The 19,104-nt window shown below is 60.7% G+C and carries 16 protein-coding genes; 5 read left to right on the top strand and 11 right to left on the bottom strand.

Annotated elements, in window-relative coordinates:
* Positions 1-194: 194 nt before the first annotated feature.
* From ACKZ62_RS02030 to bioB, 10 genes are all read right to left on the bottom strand, one after another.
* Positions 195-1,973, bottom strand: a complete 1,779-nt coding sequence (locus ACKZ62_RS02030; protein ID WP_447096273.1) for an acyl-CoA dehydrogenase C-terminal domain-containing protein — start codon at positions 1,971-1,973, stop codon at positions 195-197.
* A 122-nt stretch (positions 1,974-2,095) separates the two neighbouring features.
* Positions 2,096-3,865: an acyl-CoA dehydrogenase C-terminal domain-containing protein gene (locus ACKZ62_RS02025; RefSeq protein ID WP_447096272.1), complete on the bottom strand. Its 1,770-nt coding sequence runs from the start codon at positions 3,863-3,865 to the stop codon at positions 2,096-2,098.
* 90 nt (positions 3,866-3,955) lie between these two features.
* On the bottom strand, positions 3,956-5,245 hold the full coding sequence (locus ACKZ62_RS02020; protein ID WP_095185058.1) for a GGDEF domain-containing protein: 1,290 nt from the start codon (positions 5,243-5,245) through the stop codon (positions 3,956-3,958).
* A gap of 200 nt (positions 5,246-5,445) precedes the next feature.
* On the bottom strand, positions 5,446-7,251 hold the full coding sequence (locus ACKZ62_RS02015) for a phenylacyl-CoA dehydrogenase (protein ID WP_447096271.1): 1,806 nt from the start codon (positions 7,249-7,251) through the stop codon (positions 5,446-5,448).
* A 263-nt stretch (positions 7,252-7,514) separates the two neighbouring features.
* Entirely contained in the window at positions 7,515-7,796 is a 282-nt protein-coding gene (locus ACKZ62_RS02010; RefSeq protein ID WP_032883917.1) for a hypothetical protein, read from the bottom strand.
* Positions 7,797-7,902: 106 nt separating this feature from the next.
* Positions 7,903-8,583 carry a dethiobiotin synthase gene (bioD, locus tag ACKZ62_RS02005; RefSeq protein WP_032883918.1) on the bottom strand — a complete coding sequence of 227 codons (681 nt, stop codon included), beginning with the start codon at positions 8,581-8,583 and terminating at the stop codon, positions 7,903-7,905.
* Positions 8,580-9,392, bottom strand: a complete 813-nt coding sequence (gene bioC, locus ACKZ62_RS02000; RefSeq protein ID WP_099601642.1) for a malonyl-ACP O-methyltransferase BioC — start codon at positions 9,390-9,392, stop codon at positions 8,580-8,582. The genes bioD and bioC overlap by 4 nt, the downstream gene beginning before the upstream one ends.
* Entirely contained in the window at positions 9,385-10,116 is a 732-nt protein-coding gene (locus ACKZ62_RS01995) for an alpha/beta fold hydrolase (RefSeq protein WP_122763580.1), read from the bottom strand. The genes bioC and ACKZ62_RS01995 overlap by 8 nt, the downstream gene beginning before the upstream one ends.
* Positions 10,109-11,290, bottom strand: coding sequence for an 8-amino-7-oxononanoate synthase (gene bioF, locus ACKZ62_RS01990; RefSeq protein ID WP_122763581.1), 1,182 nt, complete (start codon positions 11,288-11,290; stop codon positions 10,109-10,111). Before bioF ends, ACKZ62_RS01995 begins: the two co-directional genes overlap by 8 nt.
* A 143-nt stretch (positions 11,291-11,433) precedes the next feature.
* Entirely contained in the window at positions 11,434-12,489 is a 1,056-nt protein-coding gene (gene bioB / locus ACKZ62_RS01985; RefSeq protein WP_032883922.1) for a biotin synthase BioB, read from the bottom strand.
* Between the two features lie 92 nt (positions 12,490-12,581).
* On the opposite strand from bioB, the gene ACKZ62_RS01980 reads away from it, so the two are divergent.
* The 5 genes from ACKZ62_RS01980 (at position 12,582) to rarD (ending at position 18,282) form a co-directional block, all read left to right on the top strand.
* Entirely contained in the window at positions 12,582-13,319 is a 738-nt protein-coding gene (locus ACKZ62_RS01980; protein WP_447096270.1) for a ComFC family protein, read from the top strand.
* Between the two features lie 52 nt (positions 13,320-13,371).
* Positions 13,372-14,136, top strand: coding sequence for a TOBE domain-containing protein (locus tag ACKZ62_RS01975; protein ID WP_122763583.1), 765 nt, complete (start codon positions 13,372-13,374; stop codon positions 14,134-14,136).
* A gap of 79 nt (positions 14,137-14,215) precedes the next feature.
* Positions 14,216-16,114 carry a PhoX family protein gene (locus ACKZ62_RS01970; protein ID WP_032883925.1) on the top strand — a complete coding sequence of 633 codons (1,899 nt, stop codon included), beginning with the start codon at positions 14,216-14,218 and terminating at the stop codon, positions 16,112-16,114.
* 179 nt (positions 16,115-16,293) lie between these two features.
* Positions 16,294-17,268 (top strand): serine/threonine protein kinase, encoded by a 975-nt coding sequence (locus tag ACKZ62_RS01965; RefSeq protein ID WP_447096269.1) that lies wholly within the window; start codon positions 16,294-16,296, stop codon positions 17,266-17,268.
* Between the two features lie 129 nt (positions 17,269-17,397).
* Positions 17,398-18,282: an EamA family transporter RarD gene (rarD, locus tag ACKZ62_RS01960; RefSeq protein WP_032883928.1), complete on the top strand. Its 885-nt coding sequence runs from the start codon at positions 17,398-17,400 to the stop codon at positions 18,280-18,282.
* Between the two features lie 111 nt (positions 18,283-18,393).
* Here the strand turns inward: rarD and ACKZ62_RS01955 are convergent, their stop codons facing one another.
* The gene (locus tag ACKZ62_RS01955; RefSeq protein WP_032883932.1) at positions 18,394-18,906 is read right to left on the bottom strand and encodes a glycine cleavage system transcriptional repressor; all 513 of its coding nucleotides are present in this window, start codon (positions 18,904-18,906) and stop codon (positions 18,394-18,396) included.
* Positions 18,907-19,104 lie beyond the last annotated feature (198 nt).

The following is a 19,104-nucleotide window of genomic DNA, read 5'->3' as shown; positions in this document are numbered from 1 at the left end:
GCGGGGCTTTGCAGACTGTTTCCCTGACATCCATTTCACTCCGCCGTCCTGGCAGAATCCTACGTGTCCGTGTTGTTTCTTTGCGCTTCCTGCGCGACGTCCATGTGAAGTAGATTATCCGTGGATCCAATTTGGCGATAGAGGACGAATAGCAGCACGTCATGTAAGAGAATGCTTACACGCCCTCGCCCCCCTTAAAACAGTGCCTCATCCATCAAAAACAGTGATTCGCTACCGGCCTTTACCGACGCACTCAGCGAGTGAATACGCGGCAGCAGGCGCGCAAAGTAGAAGCGCGCGGTCCCCAGCTTGCTGGCGTAGAAGTCTTCTTCAGCCTCATTGCCCAACGCGGCCTTGGCCATACGCGCCCACATGTAGGCGTAGGCCATGTATCCAAACGCATGCAAATACTCCACTGAGGCCGCACCGATTTCGTTCGGGTTGGTCTTGGCGCGATCCAGCACCCAGGCCGTCAACTCATCGAGGTTGTCCACCGCCGCACTCAGCGGTTTGGTGAACTCAGCCAGGTCGGCGTTCGAGTGAGCAATGAACTGGCGGATCTCGTCGGCAAACAAGGTGTAGAACGCCCCGCCGCTGCCCACGATCTTGCGCCCCATCAAGTCCAGGGCCTGAATGCCGTTGGTGCCTTCGTAGATCTGGGTGATGCGCACATCACGCACTAATTGCTCTTGGCCCCACTCGCGGATGTACCCGTGGCCACCAAATACCTGCTGGCCGAGCACCGTGGTTTCCAGGCCCAGGTCGCTGAGGAACGCTTTGGCCACCGGCGTCAGCAATGCCACCAGGTTATCCGCACGCTCACGGGCTGCGGCGTCTTCGCTGAACTTTGCGATATCCAGCTGCGTTGCCACGTAGGTGGAGAACGCGCGGCCGCCTTCGTTCGCAGCTTTCATGGTCAGCAGCATGCGGCGCACGTCCGGATGGACGATGATCGGGTCAGCGGCTTTGTCTTTCGCCTGAGCGCCTGTCGGTGAGCGGCTTTGCAGACGATCACGCGCATATTCAATTGCGTTTTGATAGGAACGCTCGCCGGACGCCAGGCCCTGAATACCCACACCCAGACGCTCGTAGTTCATCATGGTGAACATCGCCGCCAGCCCACGGTTAGGCTCGCCCACCAGGTAACCCACGGCTTCGTCGAAGTTCATCACGCAAGTAGCGGACGCCTGGATACCCATCTTGTGTTCAATGGAACCACAGCTCACCAGGTTGCGCGCGCCGAGGCTGCCGTCGGCATTGACCATGAACTTGGGCACCAGGAACAGCGAGATCCCCTTAGGCCCGGCCGGCGCATCCGGTAGCTTGGCCAAGACCAGATGGATAATGTTTTCGGTGAGGTCGTGCTCGCCACCGGTGATAAAGATCTTGGTCCCGCTGATTTTGTAGGAGCCGTCCGTCTGAGGCTCGGCCTTGGTCCGGATAATCCCCAAGTCTGTGCCGGCATGGGCCTCGGTCAGGCACATGGAACCGGCCCATTCACCGGAATACATCTTCGGCAGGTAGGCAGCCTTGAGCTCTTCGCTGGCGTGGGTGTTGATCGATACGCACGCGCCAGACGTCAACATCGGATACAGGCCAAACGCCAGGCTCGACGAGTTGATCATCTCTTCAACCTGGGCCGACACCGCCTTGGGCATGCCCATACCGCCAAACACCGGATCGCCGCCGACACCGACCCAGCCGCCTTCAGCGTAGGTTTTGTAGGCCTGTGGATAACCGTCTGGGGTAAACACCGCGGTGTTATCCCAGCGGCAGCCTTGCTCATCGCCACCGCGACTCAGCGGGGCGATGGATTTGGCGGTGACTTTGCCGGCTTCCTCGAGGATCGCCTCGACAGTTTCGGCGTCAACGCTGTCTGCCAATGCCGGCAATTGGGCCCATGTATTGGCGACCTCAAAAACTTCGTTGAGGACGAAGCGCATATCACGCAGCGGCGCTTTGTAATCAGCCATGGCAAACCTCGTGAGAACGGGAAAAGTGATTCGATAGGATCGGTTTTACAGGCTCCGAGTGTACCCGAACAACTTTTCAGACACATAGGGTCCACTTGTGACTGATTGGTATTTTTAAGTCACTACAGTGCAAATGCCTCCGCTGGCAGACTCATCAGGCATTCGCTGCCCGCTTGCACAGCGGCGCGGTGGGTTGTGGTACGCGGCAGCAGACGCTTGAAGTAGAACTCGCACGTGGCCAGCTTGGCCTTGGCAAACTCGACATCGTCATGGGCCTGCGCCGCGATCGCCATGCGCAGCCACAGGTAGGCAAGGACGATGTAACCGCTGTACATCAAGTAATCCACGGCAGCGGCGCCCACTTCGTCGGGACTTTTCATCGCGGCCATGCCGACCTGGGTGGTCAACTCGCCCCACTCCTGGTTCAACTGATTGAGCTGCGTCACATAGACCTTGAACTGCGGATGTTCGGCATTCGCGACGCAGAACTTATGCACAATCTTGGTAAACCCGCGCAGCAACTTGCCCTGGCTGCCCAGCACCTTGCGCCCCAGCAGGTCGAGTGCCTGAATGCCGTTGGTGCCTTCATAGATCGGCGCAATTCGCGCATCGCGAGCCAACTGCTCCATGCCCCATTCGCGGATATAGCCATGGCCGCCAAATACCTGCATGCCGTGGTTGGTCACTTCCAGCCCGGTGTCGGTCATAAAGGCTTTGCAGATCGGCGTGAGGAACGCCAGCAGGTCTTCGGCTTCCTGGCGTTGAGCGGCGTCGCTGCTCAGGTGTGCAGTGTCGAGTAATTGCGCGGTGAAGTAGGTCAGCGCGCGATTGCCTTCGTTGAAGGCTTTCATGGTCAGCAGCATACGACGCACATCGGGGTGCACGATGATCGGGTCGGCGGCTTTGTTCGGCGCCTTGGCGCCAGTCAGGGAGCGCATTTGCAGGCGGTCGTTGGCGTATTTGATCGCGCCCTGAAAGCTCGCCTCGCCGTTGCACAGGCCCTGCATGCCGGTACCCAGCCGCGCGTGGTTCATCATGGTGAACATGCAATTGAGGCCTTTATTGGCCTCTCCAATCAAAAAGCCCTTGGCGCCGTCGAAGTTCAGCACGCAGGTGGCCGAGGCCTTGATGCCCATCTTGTGCTCGATGGAGCCGCAGTGCACCGCGTTGCGTTCGCCGGAGTCAGCGTGGAACTTGGGCACGATAAACAGCGAGATACCTTTGGTGCCCGCGGGTGCATCCGGCAGTTTGGCCAACACCAGGTGGATGATGTTGGCGCTCATGTCGTGCTCACCGGCCGAGATGAAGATCTTGCTGCCGGTGATCGCATAGCTGCCATCGGCCTGGGGCACGGCGCGGGTCTTGATCAGGCCCAGGTCGGTGCCGCAATGGGCTTCGGTGAGGCACATGGTGCCGGTCCATTCGCCTGCGGTGAGTTTGCCCAGGAACGTGGCCTTCTGCTCTTCCGTCCCGTGGGCGTGGATCGCCGACATCGCGCCGTGAGTCAGGCCCGGATACATGCCCCATGAGGTGTTGCTGGAGCCGATCATCTCGCTGAGCACCAGGCCCAACGATTGCGGCAAGCCCTGGCCGCCGTAGGCCGGATCCGACGCCACACCGTGCCAACCGCCTTCGACGTATTGGGCGAAGGCTTCCTTGAAGCCCTTGGGCGTGGTCACGACGCCATTGTCGAAATGGCAGCCCTCTTCATCACCGCTGCGGTTGAGTGGCGAGAGCACGTTCTCGCAGAATTTGGCGCCCTCTTCGAGGATAGCGCTGACCATGTCCGGGCTGGCGTCGGTTGCGCCCAGCGTGGCGTAGTGACCGTGGAAATCAAATACGTTGTCGATCAGAAAGCGCATGTCGCGCAGGGGAGCTTTGTACTCAGGCATGGTCATGTCTCCGGCAGCAGATGGTCTCAACCTACTGCTGGCCAGCGTCGCAAACAATCACTGTAGAACCGCTGAATACACCGCCATTACTTAACCGGCAGCGCTGTCCATACGCACCGCGCCACGGCGCGTCTGCCCGGCGGCGATCACGCAGTTACGCCCGGCGCCCTTGGCCGCATACAGCGCCTGGTCGGCGGACTTGAGGACTTCTTCGGAGCTGCGCTGCTCGGCCTGGCGTTCGGCCACGCCGATACTGACCGTCACCGACACACTCGTCGCGCCGCTGCCCGCCCGGCGCTGACGGCCTTGTTGATCATCCTGGGGACGGTCCGCGTTGCGCAGCTTAATGTCATAGTTGGCGATAATTTCGCGGATTTCCTCTAGGTGCGGCATGCACTCATCCAGGGTTTTGCCGGCAAACACCACGGCGAACTCTTCACCGCCGTAGCGGTAGGCGCGTCCACCGCCATTGACCTTGGACAACTTGCTCGCCACCAGGCGCAGCACTTGGTCACCCACATCGTGACCATGGGTGTCATTGAAACGTTTGAAGTGGTCGACGTCGGTCATCGCCAACACATAGTTGCGCCCCAGCCGCTGCATGCGCTCGTTGAGGGCGCGGCGTCCCGGCAGGCCGGTCAGCTCATCGCGGAACGCCATTTGATAGGCCTCATGGGCCACGCCGGCCGCGATCATCAACATCACCTGGCTGCACATGATGTTCAGGGTGAACGGCAGGATGAAGGTTTTCGGCAGCATCCAGAACAGCCCCAGCAACCCCACCAATTGCGCCGCATGCAGCGGGCGCGGCTGGTACCAGTATTGGGCGGCGAGGGTGAGAAAACCGACCAGGAACATCGGATACGACAACTGGATCAGGCTCATCCAGGTCCCGTGCAGCGCCGGCCAGCGGATCTCCGCCAGCCAGTTCAGCACCGCTTGGGGATAACTTTGCTCCAGGGCCAGCGCCACGCTGCCTATCGCCAGTACCACAGCGCAACGGGCCACGAAGTCGCGGAACAGGTGGGTTTTCTCCTGCCACAGCGCGTAGATGCTGAACAGCAGCGGCAACAACAGGCAACACAGATGAAACACCACGGCAGCGTCTTCGCGCACGCGGCCGTTGTCGCGATAGAAATCAGTCTGGGTATCGAGCAGGAAGTAGGCGATGTACACCGTGATCATCAAAAACAGCTCACGCTGGCGCCGATACACAGCGCAGTACGAACCGCCGAGCAACAGCACCAAGGTTGGCAACACATTGAACAGTGACGTGAAGAAGACGTTGAGGTCCTTGACGTACGCAGCAGAGAGCCCGGCCAGCAAGAGCAGCAACGAAGGGAGGAAATGACTGAAACGAACAGCGGACACGCGTGACAAGGGTAGAACTCCGACCCGCAAAAATGATGGCTATGTGCCTTAGCGCGGACAGTTAAGCACACCCTGCCTGTCACGTATCACATTGCCATCACTGTAACGGCAGGCGGCGACAATCCCTGAGCGCTGCGCTGTGTTTTTTATCGCCCATAAAAAACCGCCGCTTCCAAGGGAAGCGGCGGTTCAGGGAAACCCGGTGAGGCTTAGTAAGCCAGGCCGAAGTCTTCCTCTTTCATGTCCATCAGGTTGTTGGCGCCCGACAGCATGGTGGCTTTGTGCGCCAAAGTACGCGGCAGAATGCGTTGGAAGTAGAAGCGCGCAGTCTGCAACTTGGCGGTGTAGAACGACTCTTCGGTCGTGCCGGCAGCCAGTTTTTCGGCCGCCAGGCGTGCCATGTCGGCCCAGAAGTAAGCCAGGCAGGCGTAACCGGAATACATCAGGTAATCCACCGAAGCGGCACCGACTTCCTCACGGTCTTTCATCGCGGCCATGCCGACCTTCATGGTCAACTCGCCCCACTCTTTGTTCAGTGCAGCCAGCGGTATAACGAACTCCTGAACGGCCGCGTTACCTTCATTGGCCTGGCAGAACTTGTGCACGATCTTGGTGAAGCCCTTGAGCGCCTCGCCTTGGGTCATCAGCACTTTACGGCCGAGCAGGTCCAGCGCCTGGATACCGGTGGTGCCTTCGTACAGCATCGAAATGCGGCTGTCGCGCACGTTCTGCTCCATGCCCCACTCGGCGATGAAGCCGTGACCGCCGTAGATCTGCACGCCATGGTTGGCCGATTCAAAACCAACTTCGGTCATGAATGCCTTGGCGATTGGCGTCATGAAAGCCAGCAGGCCATCGGCCTGTTTCTTGGCTTCGTCATCGGTGCCGTACTTGACGATATCCACTTGCTTGGCCGTGAAGTACACCATTGCGCGATTGCCTTCGGCGAAGGCTTTCATGGTCAGCAACATGCGGCGCACGTCTGGGTGCACGATGATCGGGTCAGCGGCCTTGTCCGGTGCTTTCGGGCCGGTGAGGGAGCGCATTTGCAGGCGATCGCGGGCGTATTTCAGGCCGCCCTGGAAGCCGATCTCGGCATGAGCCAGGCCTTGCAGCGCAGTGCCCAGGCGAGCGGTGTTCATAAAGGTGAACATGCAGTTCAGGCCTTTGTTCGCCGGGCCGATCAGGAAACCGGTGGCCGCGTCGAAGTTCATCACGCAGGTGGCGTTGCCGTGGATACCCATCTTGTGTTCCAGGGAACCACAGGTCACCGCGTTGCGCTCACCCACCGAACCGTCGGCGTTAGGCATGAACTTGGGCACGATAAACAGCGAGATGCCTTTAGTGCCGGCCGGTGCGTCCGGCAGGCGGGCCAATACAATGTGGACGATGTTGTCGGCCATGTCGTGTTCACCGGCCGAGATGAAGATCTTGGTACCGGAGACTTTGTAGGAGCCGTCGGCCTGAGGCTCGGCCTTGGTGCGCAGCATGCCCAGGTCGGTGCCGCAGTGTGGCTCGGTCAGGCACATGGTGCCGGTCCATTCGCCCGATACCAGCTTGGTCAGGTAGGCCTCTTGCTGCTCGGGGGTGCCGTGCTCGGAGATGGTGTTCATCGCACCATGGGACAGGCCTGGGTACATGCCCCACGACCAGTTGGCTTCGCCGACCATTTCGCTCACGGCCAGACCCAGGGATTCCGGCAGGCCTTGGCCGCCGTGCTCCACGTCGTGGGCCAGGCTAGGCCAGCCGCCTTCGACGAATTGTTTGTAGGCTTCTTTGAAACCCGTCGGCGTCTTAACGCCTGACTCACTCCAGGTGCACCCTTCGATGTCGCCCACGCGGTTCAACGGTGCCAGCACTTGTTCACAGAACTTGGCGCCTTCTTCAAGGATGGCGTCAACCATGTCCGGAGTAGCGTCCTGGCAAGCCGGCAGACTCTGATAGTGCGCTTCATAACCGAGCAGTTCGTCACGAACGAAGCGAATATCACGCAAGGGGGCCTTGTAGTCAGGCATAGCGATAAACCTCTGCTGATGTAGCTGGAATGAACAACCGCGTGGATTTGTTGTGGCGGTCAAACAGGTGTTTGAAACATACGTTTACGACCTGGGGATGTCAAGCGTCGGGCAGATGCCGTCTGTCATGACGCACGTCAACCCAGGCGCAACAAGGCCTGAGGCGAGATGCCACATCGGGGAGAGTGTAGAGAGGGATCAGAATAAAACAGGACAAATGTGGGAGGGGGACGAGCCCCTCTCACATTTCGAGCGCCAGCAGATCAGGCGTAGGTGTCGATCAAGGTGCCGAGCATTTCGTCGGAAGCCTTGGCGACTTTGACGCCCAGCTCCACCTGAAACTTGCCTTCTGCCAGTTCCACCATATTGCTGGCGGAATCGGTCGGCTGGCCACGGTTGATCGCCTGCAAGCGATCATTCTGGGCATCGGAAGGTTGGCTGGTGGCTGCGCTGGCGATCTTGCCAGCGGCCTGGTCGACACGGCTCTGCCCGGACTGAATAGTGTTCAGGCCCGAATAAAACGCGCTGCTTCCAGAGATTTCCATGGCTTAAGCCTGCCTTGAGAGAATCGTGAATGCTGATTGAAGCAGAGAACCTGGCAAAACGCCCGTCAAAAACACTAATGGCATAATGCCTTAGCGATAGCCAAAATCAGTCAAGCAAGTCCAACTGTAAGTATTGCGCCACGGCTTCGGCGCTGGCGTGCTTGAGTTTCGGCACTCGACCCAGGCACGGAGCAGGTAGCCGTTCGGCCAGGGTGGCGAGGTTTTCTTCCAGACGGGAGGTCTTGGGATCGATGATGTTCGCCACCCAGCCCGCCAGCGACAGACCATCCCTTGCGATGGCTTCGGCGGTGAGCAAAGCATGGCTGATACAGCCCAGGCGCACGCCTACCACCAAGATCACCGGCAGTTTGAGCCCGATGGCCAGGTCCGACAGATTGGCCTGGTCAGCCAACGGCACGCGCCAGCCACCTGCGCCCTCGATCAAGGTGAAATCCGCTTGCCGCGCCAGAATCTGCTGCATGGGCTTGAGCAGCGATTGCACCGTCAGCGAAACCCCTGCCTCCCTTGCTGCCAAGTGCGGGGCGATGGCGGGCTCGAAAGCCACCGGATTGACCTCGGCATAACTCAACGGCAATGAACATTCGGCCAGCAGCGCCAATGCATCGGCATTGCGCAGGCCCTCGGGGGTTACTGCGCAACCGGAGGCGACAGGTTTACCAGCGGCGGTGCTTTTGCCGGCTTGGCCGGCTGCATGCAGGAGGCCGGCGGCGATGGTGGTCTTACCGACGTCGGTGTCGGTGCCCGTAATGAAATAAGCGGCGTTCATAGAGGTTTCTCCAGTACGGCGTACACCACTTGATAAGTCGCCGGCAGGCCTTGGGACTGGCGGAATCGCTCATAAGCCTCGACCAGTGCAACAATCCGCGCACGGCCCGTCAGCCCTCCGGGGCGTCCGGGGTTGAGATTGTGTGCACCAAGAGCCTTCAATTCATGGGTCAGACTGCGCACATCCGGGTAATGCAGCACATGGGGCTGGCGCTCCAGGCTGACCACACGCAGGCCGCTGGCCGCACACAGTTGCTGGTAAGCCTCAAAGGTGCGGAAGCGATTGACGTGCACCAGGCCATCGGCGGCGCGCCAGCTTTCGCGCAGCTCATCCAATGTACCCACACACAAACTGGCAAAGGCCAATACCCCGCCCGGTTGCAGCACGCGATGTGCCTCGCTGAGCACTGCATCGAAGTTGGCACACCATTGCACCGCAAGGCTGGAGAAGATCAGCCCGCAGCTTGCATCGTGCACGGGCAAACGCTCGGCATCTCCCGCGATGAAATGCGCCGCGCCGCCTAAAGGCCGCGCATGGTTGAGCATGCCCTCAGCGATATCCAGCGCCACGCCCTCGCTGGCCGGCAATAACTCACCCAGCACGCGACTGAAATACCCAGTGCCGCATCCCATATCCAGCCAACGTCGTGGCGCGCACGCTGACGGCAGGCGCGACAGCAGTTCATGCCCCACCGCTCGCTGCAGCTCGGCGACGCTGTCGTAACTGGCCGCCGCACGGGAAAACGACGCCGCTACTTGGCGCTTGTCCGGCAAGGCACCCGGCAGAGGGGGGTGGGATAAATCAGTCATCAACGCACTCATGCAAAAAAGCCTGGATGGCCCCCGCTACTCCGTGGGGATCCTCCAGAAGAAAAGCGTGACCGGCCTGTTCAATCAGACCGATTTCAACATCGGGGAGCAGCGTCAGCAGGTCGCTGGCGGCTTCGGCAGGCACCAACCCGTCCATACCGGCAAACAGATGCAACTGCGGGCCGCGATAGGCCAGCAAGGCTTCGCGGGTGTCCAATTTCGCAAGCAGTTCAAGACCGGTCATCAACGCGCCGGACGGCGTCTGCGGCGCGCCGCTGACCAACAAACGCGCCAGCCCGCGAGGGTCTTCAGCACCTTTGGCGCACAACAGTCCGAAGCGCTTGAGGGTGACCTGGGAATCGGCGTGGCAGCCGGCGAGGAAGGAATCGAACGTCTGCGCAGGCATCGCACTCGGCCAACCCTCGTGGGCGACAAAACATGGATTGCTCGCCAGGGTCAGCAACCCGCAGCAGCGTTCGCCACGTCGCGCCGCCAATTCCGAAGCCAGCATGCCGCCCAGGGACCAGCCGCCGAGCCAGGCGTTATCCGGCAATGTGGCGTCGAGTTCATCCAGCCATTCGCCGAGATCGCTGGAGTCCAGCACCGGCAACGGCTCGATCTGTACGTGCAGGTGTTCGTCCAGCCCTTGCAATGCGGCGGCCAAAGGTTCCAGCGGCGATACGCCGAGGCCCCAGCCGGGCAGCAATATCAGTCGATCACGCATGGTCGGGCTCCAGGGCGCCTAGCAAGCGGAAACACTCTTCCAATGCGTTTAACAATAGCTGCACCTGCGCCTCGCTGTGGGCCGCCGTCAATGTCACGCGCAAACGGGCGCTGCCGACGGGCACCGTCGGTGGTCGGATCGCAGTGACCATCAAGCCGCGCTCGCGCAGCATCTGGGACAAACGCACGGCTCTGGCGCTGTCGCCAATCAGGATCGGTTGGATCGGCGTAAAGCTGTCCATCAAGTCCAGGCCGAGCTGCTCGGCGCCCTGCCGGAACTGGCGGATCAGGCCATTAAGGTGTTCACGCCGCCAATGTTCGGTGCGCAGCAGCTCCAGGCTTTTCAACGTGGCGCAGGCCAACGCGGGTGGTTGGCTGGTGGTGTAGATATACGGCCGGGCGAACTGGATCAGGCTTTCGATCAATTCTTCACTGCCCGCCACAAACGCGCCGGCGGTGCCGAAGGCTTTGCCCAGGGTGCCGACCAGTACCGGCACGTCTTCCTGACTCAAGCCGAAATGCTCGACGATCCCTGCGCCGTTGGCCCCCAACGGGCCGAAACCATGGGCGTCGTCCACCATCAGCCAGGCGCCTTTGGCCTTGGCTTCACGGGCCAGCGCGGGCAAGTCGGCCAAATCGCCGTCCATGCTGAACACGCCATCGGTGACCACCAACGTATTACCGGTGGCTTTCTCCAGGCGCTTGGCCAAGCTGGCGGCGTCGTTATGCAGGTAGCGATTGAACCGCGCACCGGACAGCAAGCCCGCATCCAGCAAGGACGCGTGATTGAGACGGTCTTGCAGCACCGTATCGCCCTGCCCCACCAGCGCCGTGACTGCGCCCATATTGGCCATGTAGCCCGTGGTAAACAGCAGCGCACGGGGGCGACCGGTCAGGTCAGCCAGGGCCTCTTCCAGTTCATGGTGCGGCGTGGCGTGCCCGACCACCAAATGCGATGCGCCACCGCCCACGCCCCAACGGGACGCACCGGCACGCCAGGCTTCGATCACTTGAGGATGATTGGCCAGGCCCAGGTAGTCGTTATTGCAGAAGGCGAGCAACGGTTGGCCGTCGACCACCACGTCAGGACCTTGGGGGCTCTGCAGCAGTGGCCGCTGACGGTAAAGGTGTTCGGCACGGCGGGCAGCGAGGCGCGCGGATAGATCAAAAGACATGCAGGCCTCGGACTAGCAGGATTAACTCGATCAAATTGTGGGAGGTGGCTTGCCCCCGATAGCAGTGGGCCAGTCACTCTATTTATCGACTGACACTCCCTCATCGGGGGCAAGCCCCCTCCCACATGGGCCTTTCATTTCAATCAGACGACAGCGTTGTAGAACTGCTCGCTGCTCTTCTGCTCGACCAACGCCTGCTCAATCGCCGCTTGATGCACTTCATCGGCGTGCTCTTCACGGGCTTCCGGCAGGATGCCCAGGCGCGAGAACAGTTGCATGTCCTTGTCGGCCTGCGGGTTGGCGGTGGTCAGCAGTTTGTCGCCGTAGAAAATCGAGTTGGCGCCGGCGAAAAACGCCAGGGCCTGCATCTGCTCGTTCATGGCTTCACGGCCGGCGGACAGCCGCACATGGGACTGAGGCATCAGGATGCGCGCCACGGCGAGCATCCGGATGAAGTCGAACGGGTCGATGTCTTCGGCGTTTTCCAGCGGCGTACCGGCCACTTTCACCAGCATGTTGATCGGCACCGACTCCGGATGCTCCGGCAGGTTGGCCAACTGGATCAGCAGGTTGGCACGGTCGTCGAGGGACTCGCCCATGCCGAGGATGCCGCCGGAACAGATCTTCATCCCCGAATCACGTACATAAGCCAGGGTTTGCAGGCGCTCGCTGTAGGTGCGGGTGGTGATGATGCTGCCGTAGAACTCCGGCGAGGTGTCCAGGTTGTGGTTGTAGTAGTCGAGGCCGGCCTGGGCCAGGGCTTCGGTCTGGTCCTGGTCAAGACGGCCGAGGGTCATGCAGGTTTCCAGGCCCATGGCCTTGACGCCTTTGACCATCTGCAGCACGTACGGCATGTCTTTGGCCGACGGGTGTTTCCAGGCGGCGCCCATGCAGAAGCGCGTCGAACCGATGGCCTTGGCGCGGGCGGCCTCTTCGAGGACCTTCTGCACTTCCATCAGCTTTTCTTTTTCCAGGCCAGTGTTGTAGTGGCCCGACTGCGGACAATATTTGCAATCTTCCGGACAGGCGCCGGTTTTGATCGACAGCAGCGTCGACACCTGCACACGGTTCGCGTCGAAATGCGCACGGTGTACGGTCTGCGCCTGGAACAACAGGTCATTGAACGGCTGCACAAACAGTGCTTTGACTTCAGCCAGGGACCAATCGTGACGCAAGGTGGCGGTGATGCTGGCGCTCATGGGCGATTCCTTGATTATGCTTTGGCAAACGCTGCGGGAAGGGCAATACCCACAGGCGCGACACGGATGCTCGGCATATTTAAGGAAGATTCATGCACTGTCAACCAAGATACAAACACGAAGTTTACATCTGGTCAAAAAACATACGAACCTGTTTAATCTGCGATGAGGCCACAGAAACAGACGATTGTGTGTGCAACGTCTGCGAAACCGAGCTGCCCTGGCTGATGGATCACTGCCAGACCTGCGCGTTACCCTTGGCGATGGACGGTTTGATCTGCGGCCAATGCGTGAAACACCCCCCCGCCTTTAAACAAGTAATCGCCCCCTGGACCTACAGCTTTCCCGTGGACACCTTGATCAGTCGCTTCAAGCACCAGGCGCGCTGGCCCCTCGGGCATCTGCTGGGGCATTTGCTGGGGCAACACCTGCGGGATCGCTTCGACAACAACGAACTCACCCGCCCAGACGTTCTGCTGCCGGTACCCATGGCCCGCCAGCGCCTGCGCGAGCGTGGTTATAACCAGGCGCTGATGCTGGCGCGCTGGCTCAGTACCGACCTGAATATCCCCTACGATGAACACCTGTTATTACGCCCCCATGAAACCATGGCGCAACAGACCCTCGACGCCAAGGCGCGCAAACGCAACCTGCTCAACGCCTTCGCCCTGCCCCCTGATGCCCTTGTAAAAGGCCGCCACCTGGCACTGGTGGACGACGTGCTCACCACCGGCGCCACCGCCCACAGCCTGGCGCGGCTGTTGATCAACGCCGGCGCGCGACAGGTGGACGTGTACTGCCTGGCCCGCACACCCAAGCCCGGCACTTGACTCTCATGCCTCACAGCCGCAACGTCCGCTCATCCCAACACAGCATATGCCCATGTCTCTTCCGACTTTACTGAGCCAACACATCGTCCGCCGCCCCCAACGCATCGCCCTGCTTGGGCATATCGCCGAACAGGGCTCCATCACCCGCGCCGCCAAGAGTGCTGGCTTGAGTTACAAGGCCGCTTGGGATGCCATTGATGAACTGAACAACCTCGCGCAAAAACCGCTGGTAGAACGCAGCGTCGGCGGCAAAGGCGGCGGCGGCGCCAGGCTCACGGCTGAAGGGGAACGGGTATTGCGCCTCTATCAACGCCTGCAAGCCTTGCAGGCAGAGGTGTTGGGCTCGGACCAAGCCGCCAGTGACTTCAATCTGCTGGGCCGTTTGATGCTGCGAACCAGCGCGCGCAATCAGTTGCATGGCCTGGTCATCAGAATTGAAAGCCATGGCCGCAACGACCTGATTCATTTGCAACTCGCGGGTGGATTGACCCTCGCGGCGCAAATCACCCACGACAGCACACAACGGCTGGAGCTGGAGATCGGCGTGGAAGTCGTCGCGCTGATCAAGGCTGGCTGGCTGGAATTGCTGGCACCGGATGGCGCCGTAACACTCGGACACAATTGTATGAGCGGGACGCTAGACGCCATTCTCCACGCCGAGGACGGTCCCAGCGAAGTGCGTATCGCCCTGCCCAATGGCCAGGTTTTATGCGCCCTGGCGCAGCCCGACGTACTCATCGCTCTGGACGCCGCCGAAGGCCAGGCGATCCAAGTGCAATTTGCCCCCAGTCATGTGCTGCTCGGCACACCAGTCTGAGCCGCAGAGTTCTTCAAACTGCAACAACTTCGTCACACCCGCTCCTTATGGTGTCTGCAAAAACCGCAGGGAGCCTGAGATGAGCCTATTAGAAGAAAACCAAGCCACCGACCTTGAACAGATGGTTGGCCTCACCCGCCGCCGCTTCATCGGCGCCGGCGCCCTGTGCGGTGCCGCAATGTTCCTGGGCGGCAACCTGCTGAGCCGCAGCGCACTGGCCGTGAACGCCGCGTCCGCCAGCCCGCTGCTGGGGTTTGCCAGCATCGCTGCCGCCACCAGCGACACCATCACCTTGCCGCCGGGCTACAGCGCCTCGGTGCTGATCAGTTGGGGGCAGCCGCTGCACAAAAGCGCGCCGGCCTTCGACCCTTCCGGCAACGGCACGGCCAAGGCCCAGGAACAACAATTCGGCGACAACAACGATGGCATGAGCCTGTTCGCCTTCCCCGGCGACGACAACCGCGCGCTGATGGCGATCAACAACGAATACACCAATTACCGCTATCTCTACGCCCACGGCGGCGCGCCGCAATCGGCGGAAGATGTGCACAAGGCCCAGGCCAGCGAAGGCGTGTCGGTAATTGAAGTCCGGCGCAAGGGTGACACCTGGCAGTTCGTCCAGGACTCGCGTTACAACCGCCGTATCCACGGCAACTCGCCAATCCGCCTGAGCGGCCCCGCTGCTGGCCACGACTGGCTGAAAACCAGCGCCGACAAATCCGGCAAGAAAGCCCTCGGTACCTTCCAGAACTGCGCTAACGGCAAGACACCGTGGGGCACCTATCTGACGTGTGAAGAGAACTTCACCGACTGCTTCGGCAGCAGCAACCCACAACAAACTTTCGACGCCGGACAGAAACGCTACGGCGTGGTGGCCGCCAGTAAAGACATCAACTGGCACCAGCACGACCCACGCTTCGACTTGGCCAAGAACCCCAACGAACTCAATCGTCATGGCTGGGTGGTGGAAATCGACCCATTCGACCCGCAATCCACCCCGGCCAAACGCACGGCGCTGGGCCGCTTCAAACACGAAAACGCCGCCCTCGCTGAAACCCGCGACGGCCGCGCGGTGGTGTACATGGGCGACGACGAGCGCGGTGAGTTCATCTACAAGTTCGTCAGCCGCGACAAGATCAACCACAAGAACCCCAAGGCCAACAAGGACTTGCTCGACCACGGCACCTTGTACGTGGCGATCTTCGACGCGGGCAACGGCGATGCCGATCATCCCAAGGGCAAAGGCCAGTGGGTCGAGTTGACCCATGGAAAAAACGGCATCGACGCCAGCAGCGGTTTCGCCAACCAGGCAGAAGTGCTGATCCACGCGCGCCTGGCCGCCAGTGTGGTCAAAGCCACGCGCATGGACCGCCCGGAATGGATCGTGGTCAGCCCCACCGATGGCCAGGTTTACTGCACCCTGACCAACAACGCCAAGCGCGGCGAAGACGGCCAACCGGTAGGCGGCCCCAACCCACGGGAAAAGAACGTCTACGGCCAGATCCTGCGCTGGAAAGCCAATGCCGATGACCACGGTGCGGCCGATTTCAGCTGGGATTTGTTTGTGGTCGCCGGCAACCCCGGCGTACACGCGGGCAAGCCCAAGGGCGGATCGTCCAACATCAACCCGCAGAACATGTTCAACAGCCCCGACGGCCTGGGCTTCGACAAGGCCGGACGCCTGTGGATCCTCACCGATGGCGATTACAGCAACGCGGGCGACTTTGCCGGGATGGGCAACAACCAGATGCTCTGCGCCGACCCGGTCACCGGAGAAATCCGCCGCTTCATGGTCGGGCCGGTGGCGTGTGAAGTGACGGGTATCAGCTTCTCACCAGATCAGAAAACGTTGTTTGTGGGGATTCAGCATCCGGGGGAAACCGGCGGCTCGACTTGGCCGGAGCATCTGCCGAATGGCAAGCCGCGTTCGTCGGTGATAGCGATTCGGCGAGATGATGGGGGGATTGTCGGCGCCTGATAGGCCGCTATCGAGGGCAAGCGTCCTCCCACATCAGACCGCATTCCTACAGGATAAACGCGGTCACCTGTGGGAGGGCACTTGCCCCCGATGACAATGGCACAGGCGCCCCCTATCTCAGGCTTGGTGCGTTACCATACCCGGCCGGAAGCGGCGCCCTGCTGCCCGCAGGAGTTCCCATGGCCCATCCGTTTGAAACCCTCACCCCTGACCTCGTGCTCGACGCCGTCGAAAGCATCGGTTTTCTCAGCGATGCTCGTGTTCTGGCGCTCAACAGCTACGAAAACCGCGTGTATCAGGTGGGTATCGAAGACGGTGAACCGCTGATCGCCAAGTTCTATCGCCCTCAACGCTGGACCAACGACGCGATCCTTGAAGAACACCGCTTCACCTTCGAGCTGGCCGACTGCGAAGTGCCAGTAGTCGCGCCATTGATCCACAACGGAGAGAGCCTGTTCGAACACGCCGGTTTCCGCTTCACCTTGTTCCCTCGCCGTGGCGGCCGTGCGCCAGAGCCCGGCAACCTTGATCAACTGTATCGACTCGGGCAACTGCTCGGCCGTTTGCACGCGGTGGGTTCGACCCGCGCGTTCGAACACCGTGAAGCCCTGGGCGTGAAGAACTTCGGTCACGATTCACTCAACACGCTGCTCGAAGGCAATTTCATTCCCAAAAGCCTGCTGCCGGCCTACGAGTCCGTTGCCCGCGACCTGCTCAAGCGTGTGGAAGAGGTCTACAAGGCCACACCGCACAAGAACATCCGCATGCACGGCGATTGCCACCCCGGCAACATGATGTGCCGCGACGAGATGTTCCATATCGTCGACCTGGATGACTGCCGTATGGGGCCGGCGGTGCAGGACCTGTGGATGATGCTCGCTGGCGACCGTCAGGAATGCCTGGGCCAACTGTCCGAGTTGATGGACGGCTATCAGGAGTTTCACGATTTCGACCCGCGGGAATTGGCACTCATCGAACCGCTGCGCGCCCTGCGCCTGATGCACTACAGCGCTTGGCTCGCGCGGCGTTGGGACGATCCCGCCTTCCCCCACAGCTTCCCGTGGTTCGGCAGCGAGCGGTATTGGGGTGATCAGGTGCTGGCACTGCGCGAGCAGCTTTCGGCGCTCAATGAAGAGCCGCTCAAACTCTTCTGATTGCTTGTGAACGTGGGAGGGGGCTTGCACCCTCCTACACAAAGCAGACCGCATTACCAAGCCAGTCCCATTGCCTGACAAATATCCTTACAATCGCGCTTTGTTAGCTGCCTAAGCAAGGATTCTGCAATGCACGCCGCCAACCCCCGCAAGGGGTACATCCTGGGCCTGAGCGCCTATGTCATCTGGGGCTTGTTCCCGCTCTACTTCAAAGCCATCGCCAGCGTACCCGCCGCCGAGATCATCGTTCACCGTGTGCTGTGGTCGGCGTTGTTCGGCGGCTTGCTGTTGATGGTGTGGAAGCATCCCGGTTGGTTCCGCGAGCTGCGCGACAACCCCCAGCGCCTGGCGATCCTTGCCCTCAGCGGTTCGTTGATTGCCGGTAACTGGCTGACGTATGTGTGGTCGGTGAACAGTGGCCGCATGCTGGAAGCCAGCCTGGGTTACTACATCAACCCGTTGGTGAATGTACTGCTGGGCATGTTGCTTCTCGGCGAACGCTTGCGTCGCCTGCAATGGGCTGCCGTGGGCCTGGCCGCAGTGGGCGTGGCGCAACAGGTGTGGCAAGTAGGCAGTTTGCCGTGGGTGTCGTTGGTGCTGGCGCTGACCTTTGGCTTCTACGGCCTGATCCGCAAACAGGCACCGGTCAAGGCGCTACCAGGGCTGGTGGTGGAAACCTGGATGCTGGTGCCAATTGCCGTCGCGTGGCTGCTGTTCAACCCCTCCGCCCACAGTGCGCAACTGGCGTTCTGGAGTACGTCCGAAGCCTGGTGGCTGGTGGCCGCGGGTCCGGTAACGCTCATCCCGCTGGTGTGCTTCAACGCCGCCGCACGGCATTTGCCGTACACCGCGCTGGGTTTCTTGCAGTACGTCGCGCCGACCCTGGTGTTGCTCGAAGCCGTACTGCTGTTCGGCGAACACCTGGCGCCAAGCACGCTGATTGCCTTCGCCTTTATCTGGGCTGGGTTGGTGGTCTACAGCGTGGACGCCTGGCTGACCGTGCGCAAACGCTGATCAAATAACGTACAGCATCCTGCAAGCCACAGCCGGCATGGCTTGCAGGCATTCACCCCAAGGTTATCCACAGGCCCATGCAAGATTTCCATGCATAACCTTGTGGACAAATTATTCCTCGTTACGCAGCTCCACCATCAAGTCATCGGCCAAGGTTTCCAGGGATTGCTGCAAGCTCTCCAAGGACAACGATGGTGGCACCTGCAACAACGCTTCAGCCGTGAACAGCGGGTCGCCACTCATAGGGGCCGGGCGCACATCCGTGCTCAAGCGCTCCAGGTTCACGCCCTGCTGACTCAATAACGCCGTGATCTCACGCACGATGCCCGAACGGTCATTGCCCACCAACGTCATCACAATTGGTTTGGACGCCGAGGCCTGCCCAGTGCTGCCCTCACCCACCAGCACGCGAATGCCGTGTGTGGATAAGTCCTCCAGCGCCCCCAATAACGCCTGACGGCTTTCCGTAGGTACGCTGACCCGCAGGATCCCAGCAAACTGCCCGGCCATATGGGCCATGCGGCTTTCCAGCCAGTTGCCACCGTGGGCGGCAATGTTCTGCGCGATGCGCTCGACCAGGCCGGGTTTGTCGGCGGCGATAATTGTGAGTACAAGATGGTCCATGGCGAAGCCCTCTGAATTCAATCTACAAGGTGGACCCAGGGGCCCATGAAAACAAATCGTGTACCATTTTTATATTTATCTGGAACAATCTAATAGTTTTTTGAGAACATCCTGTTCTCCGCTGTGACCGTACGACCAAAGTGGGTCGCTAAACGACGTATTTAGTCTAATTTTCACAACCGCAAGTCATCATGTAGT

This window comes from Pseudomonas sivasensis, assembly GCF_052938085.1.
Note: the sequence above shows the minus strand (reverse complement) of the source record. Positions and strands in the feature narration are given on the sequence as shown.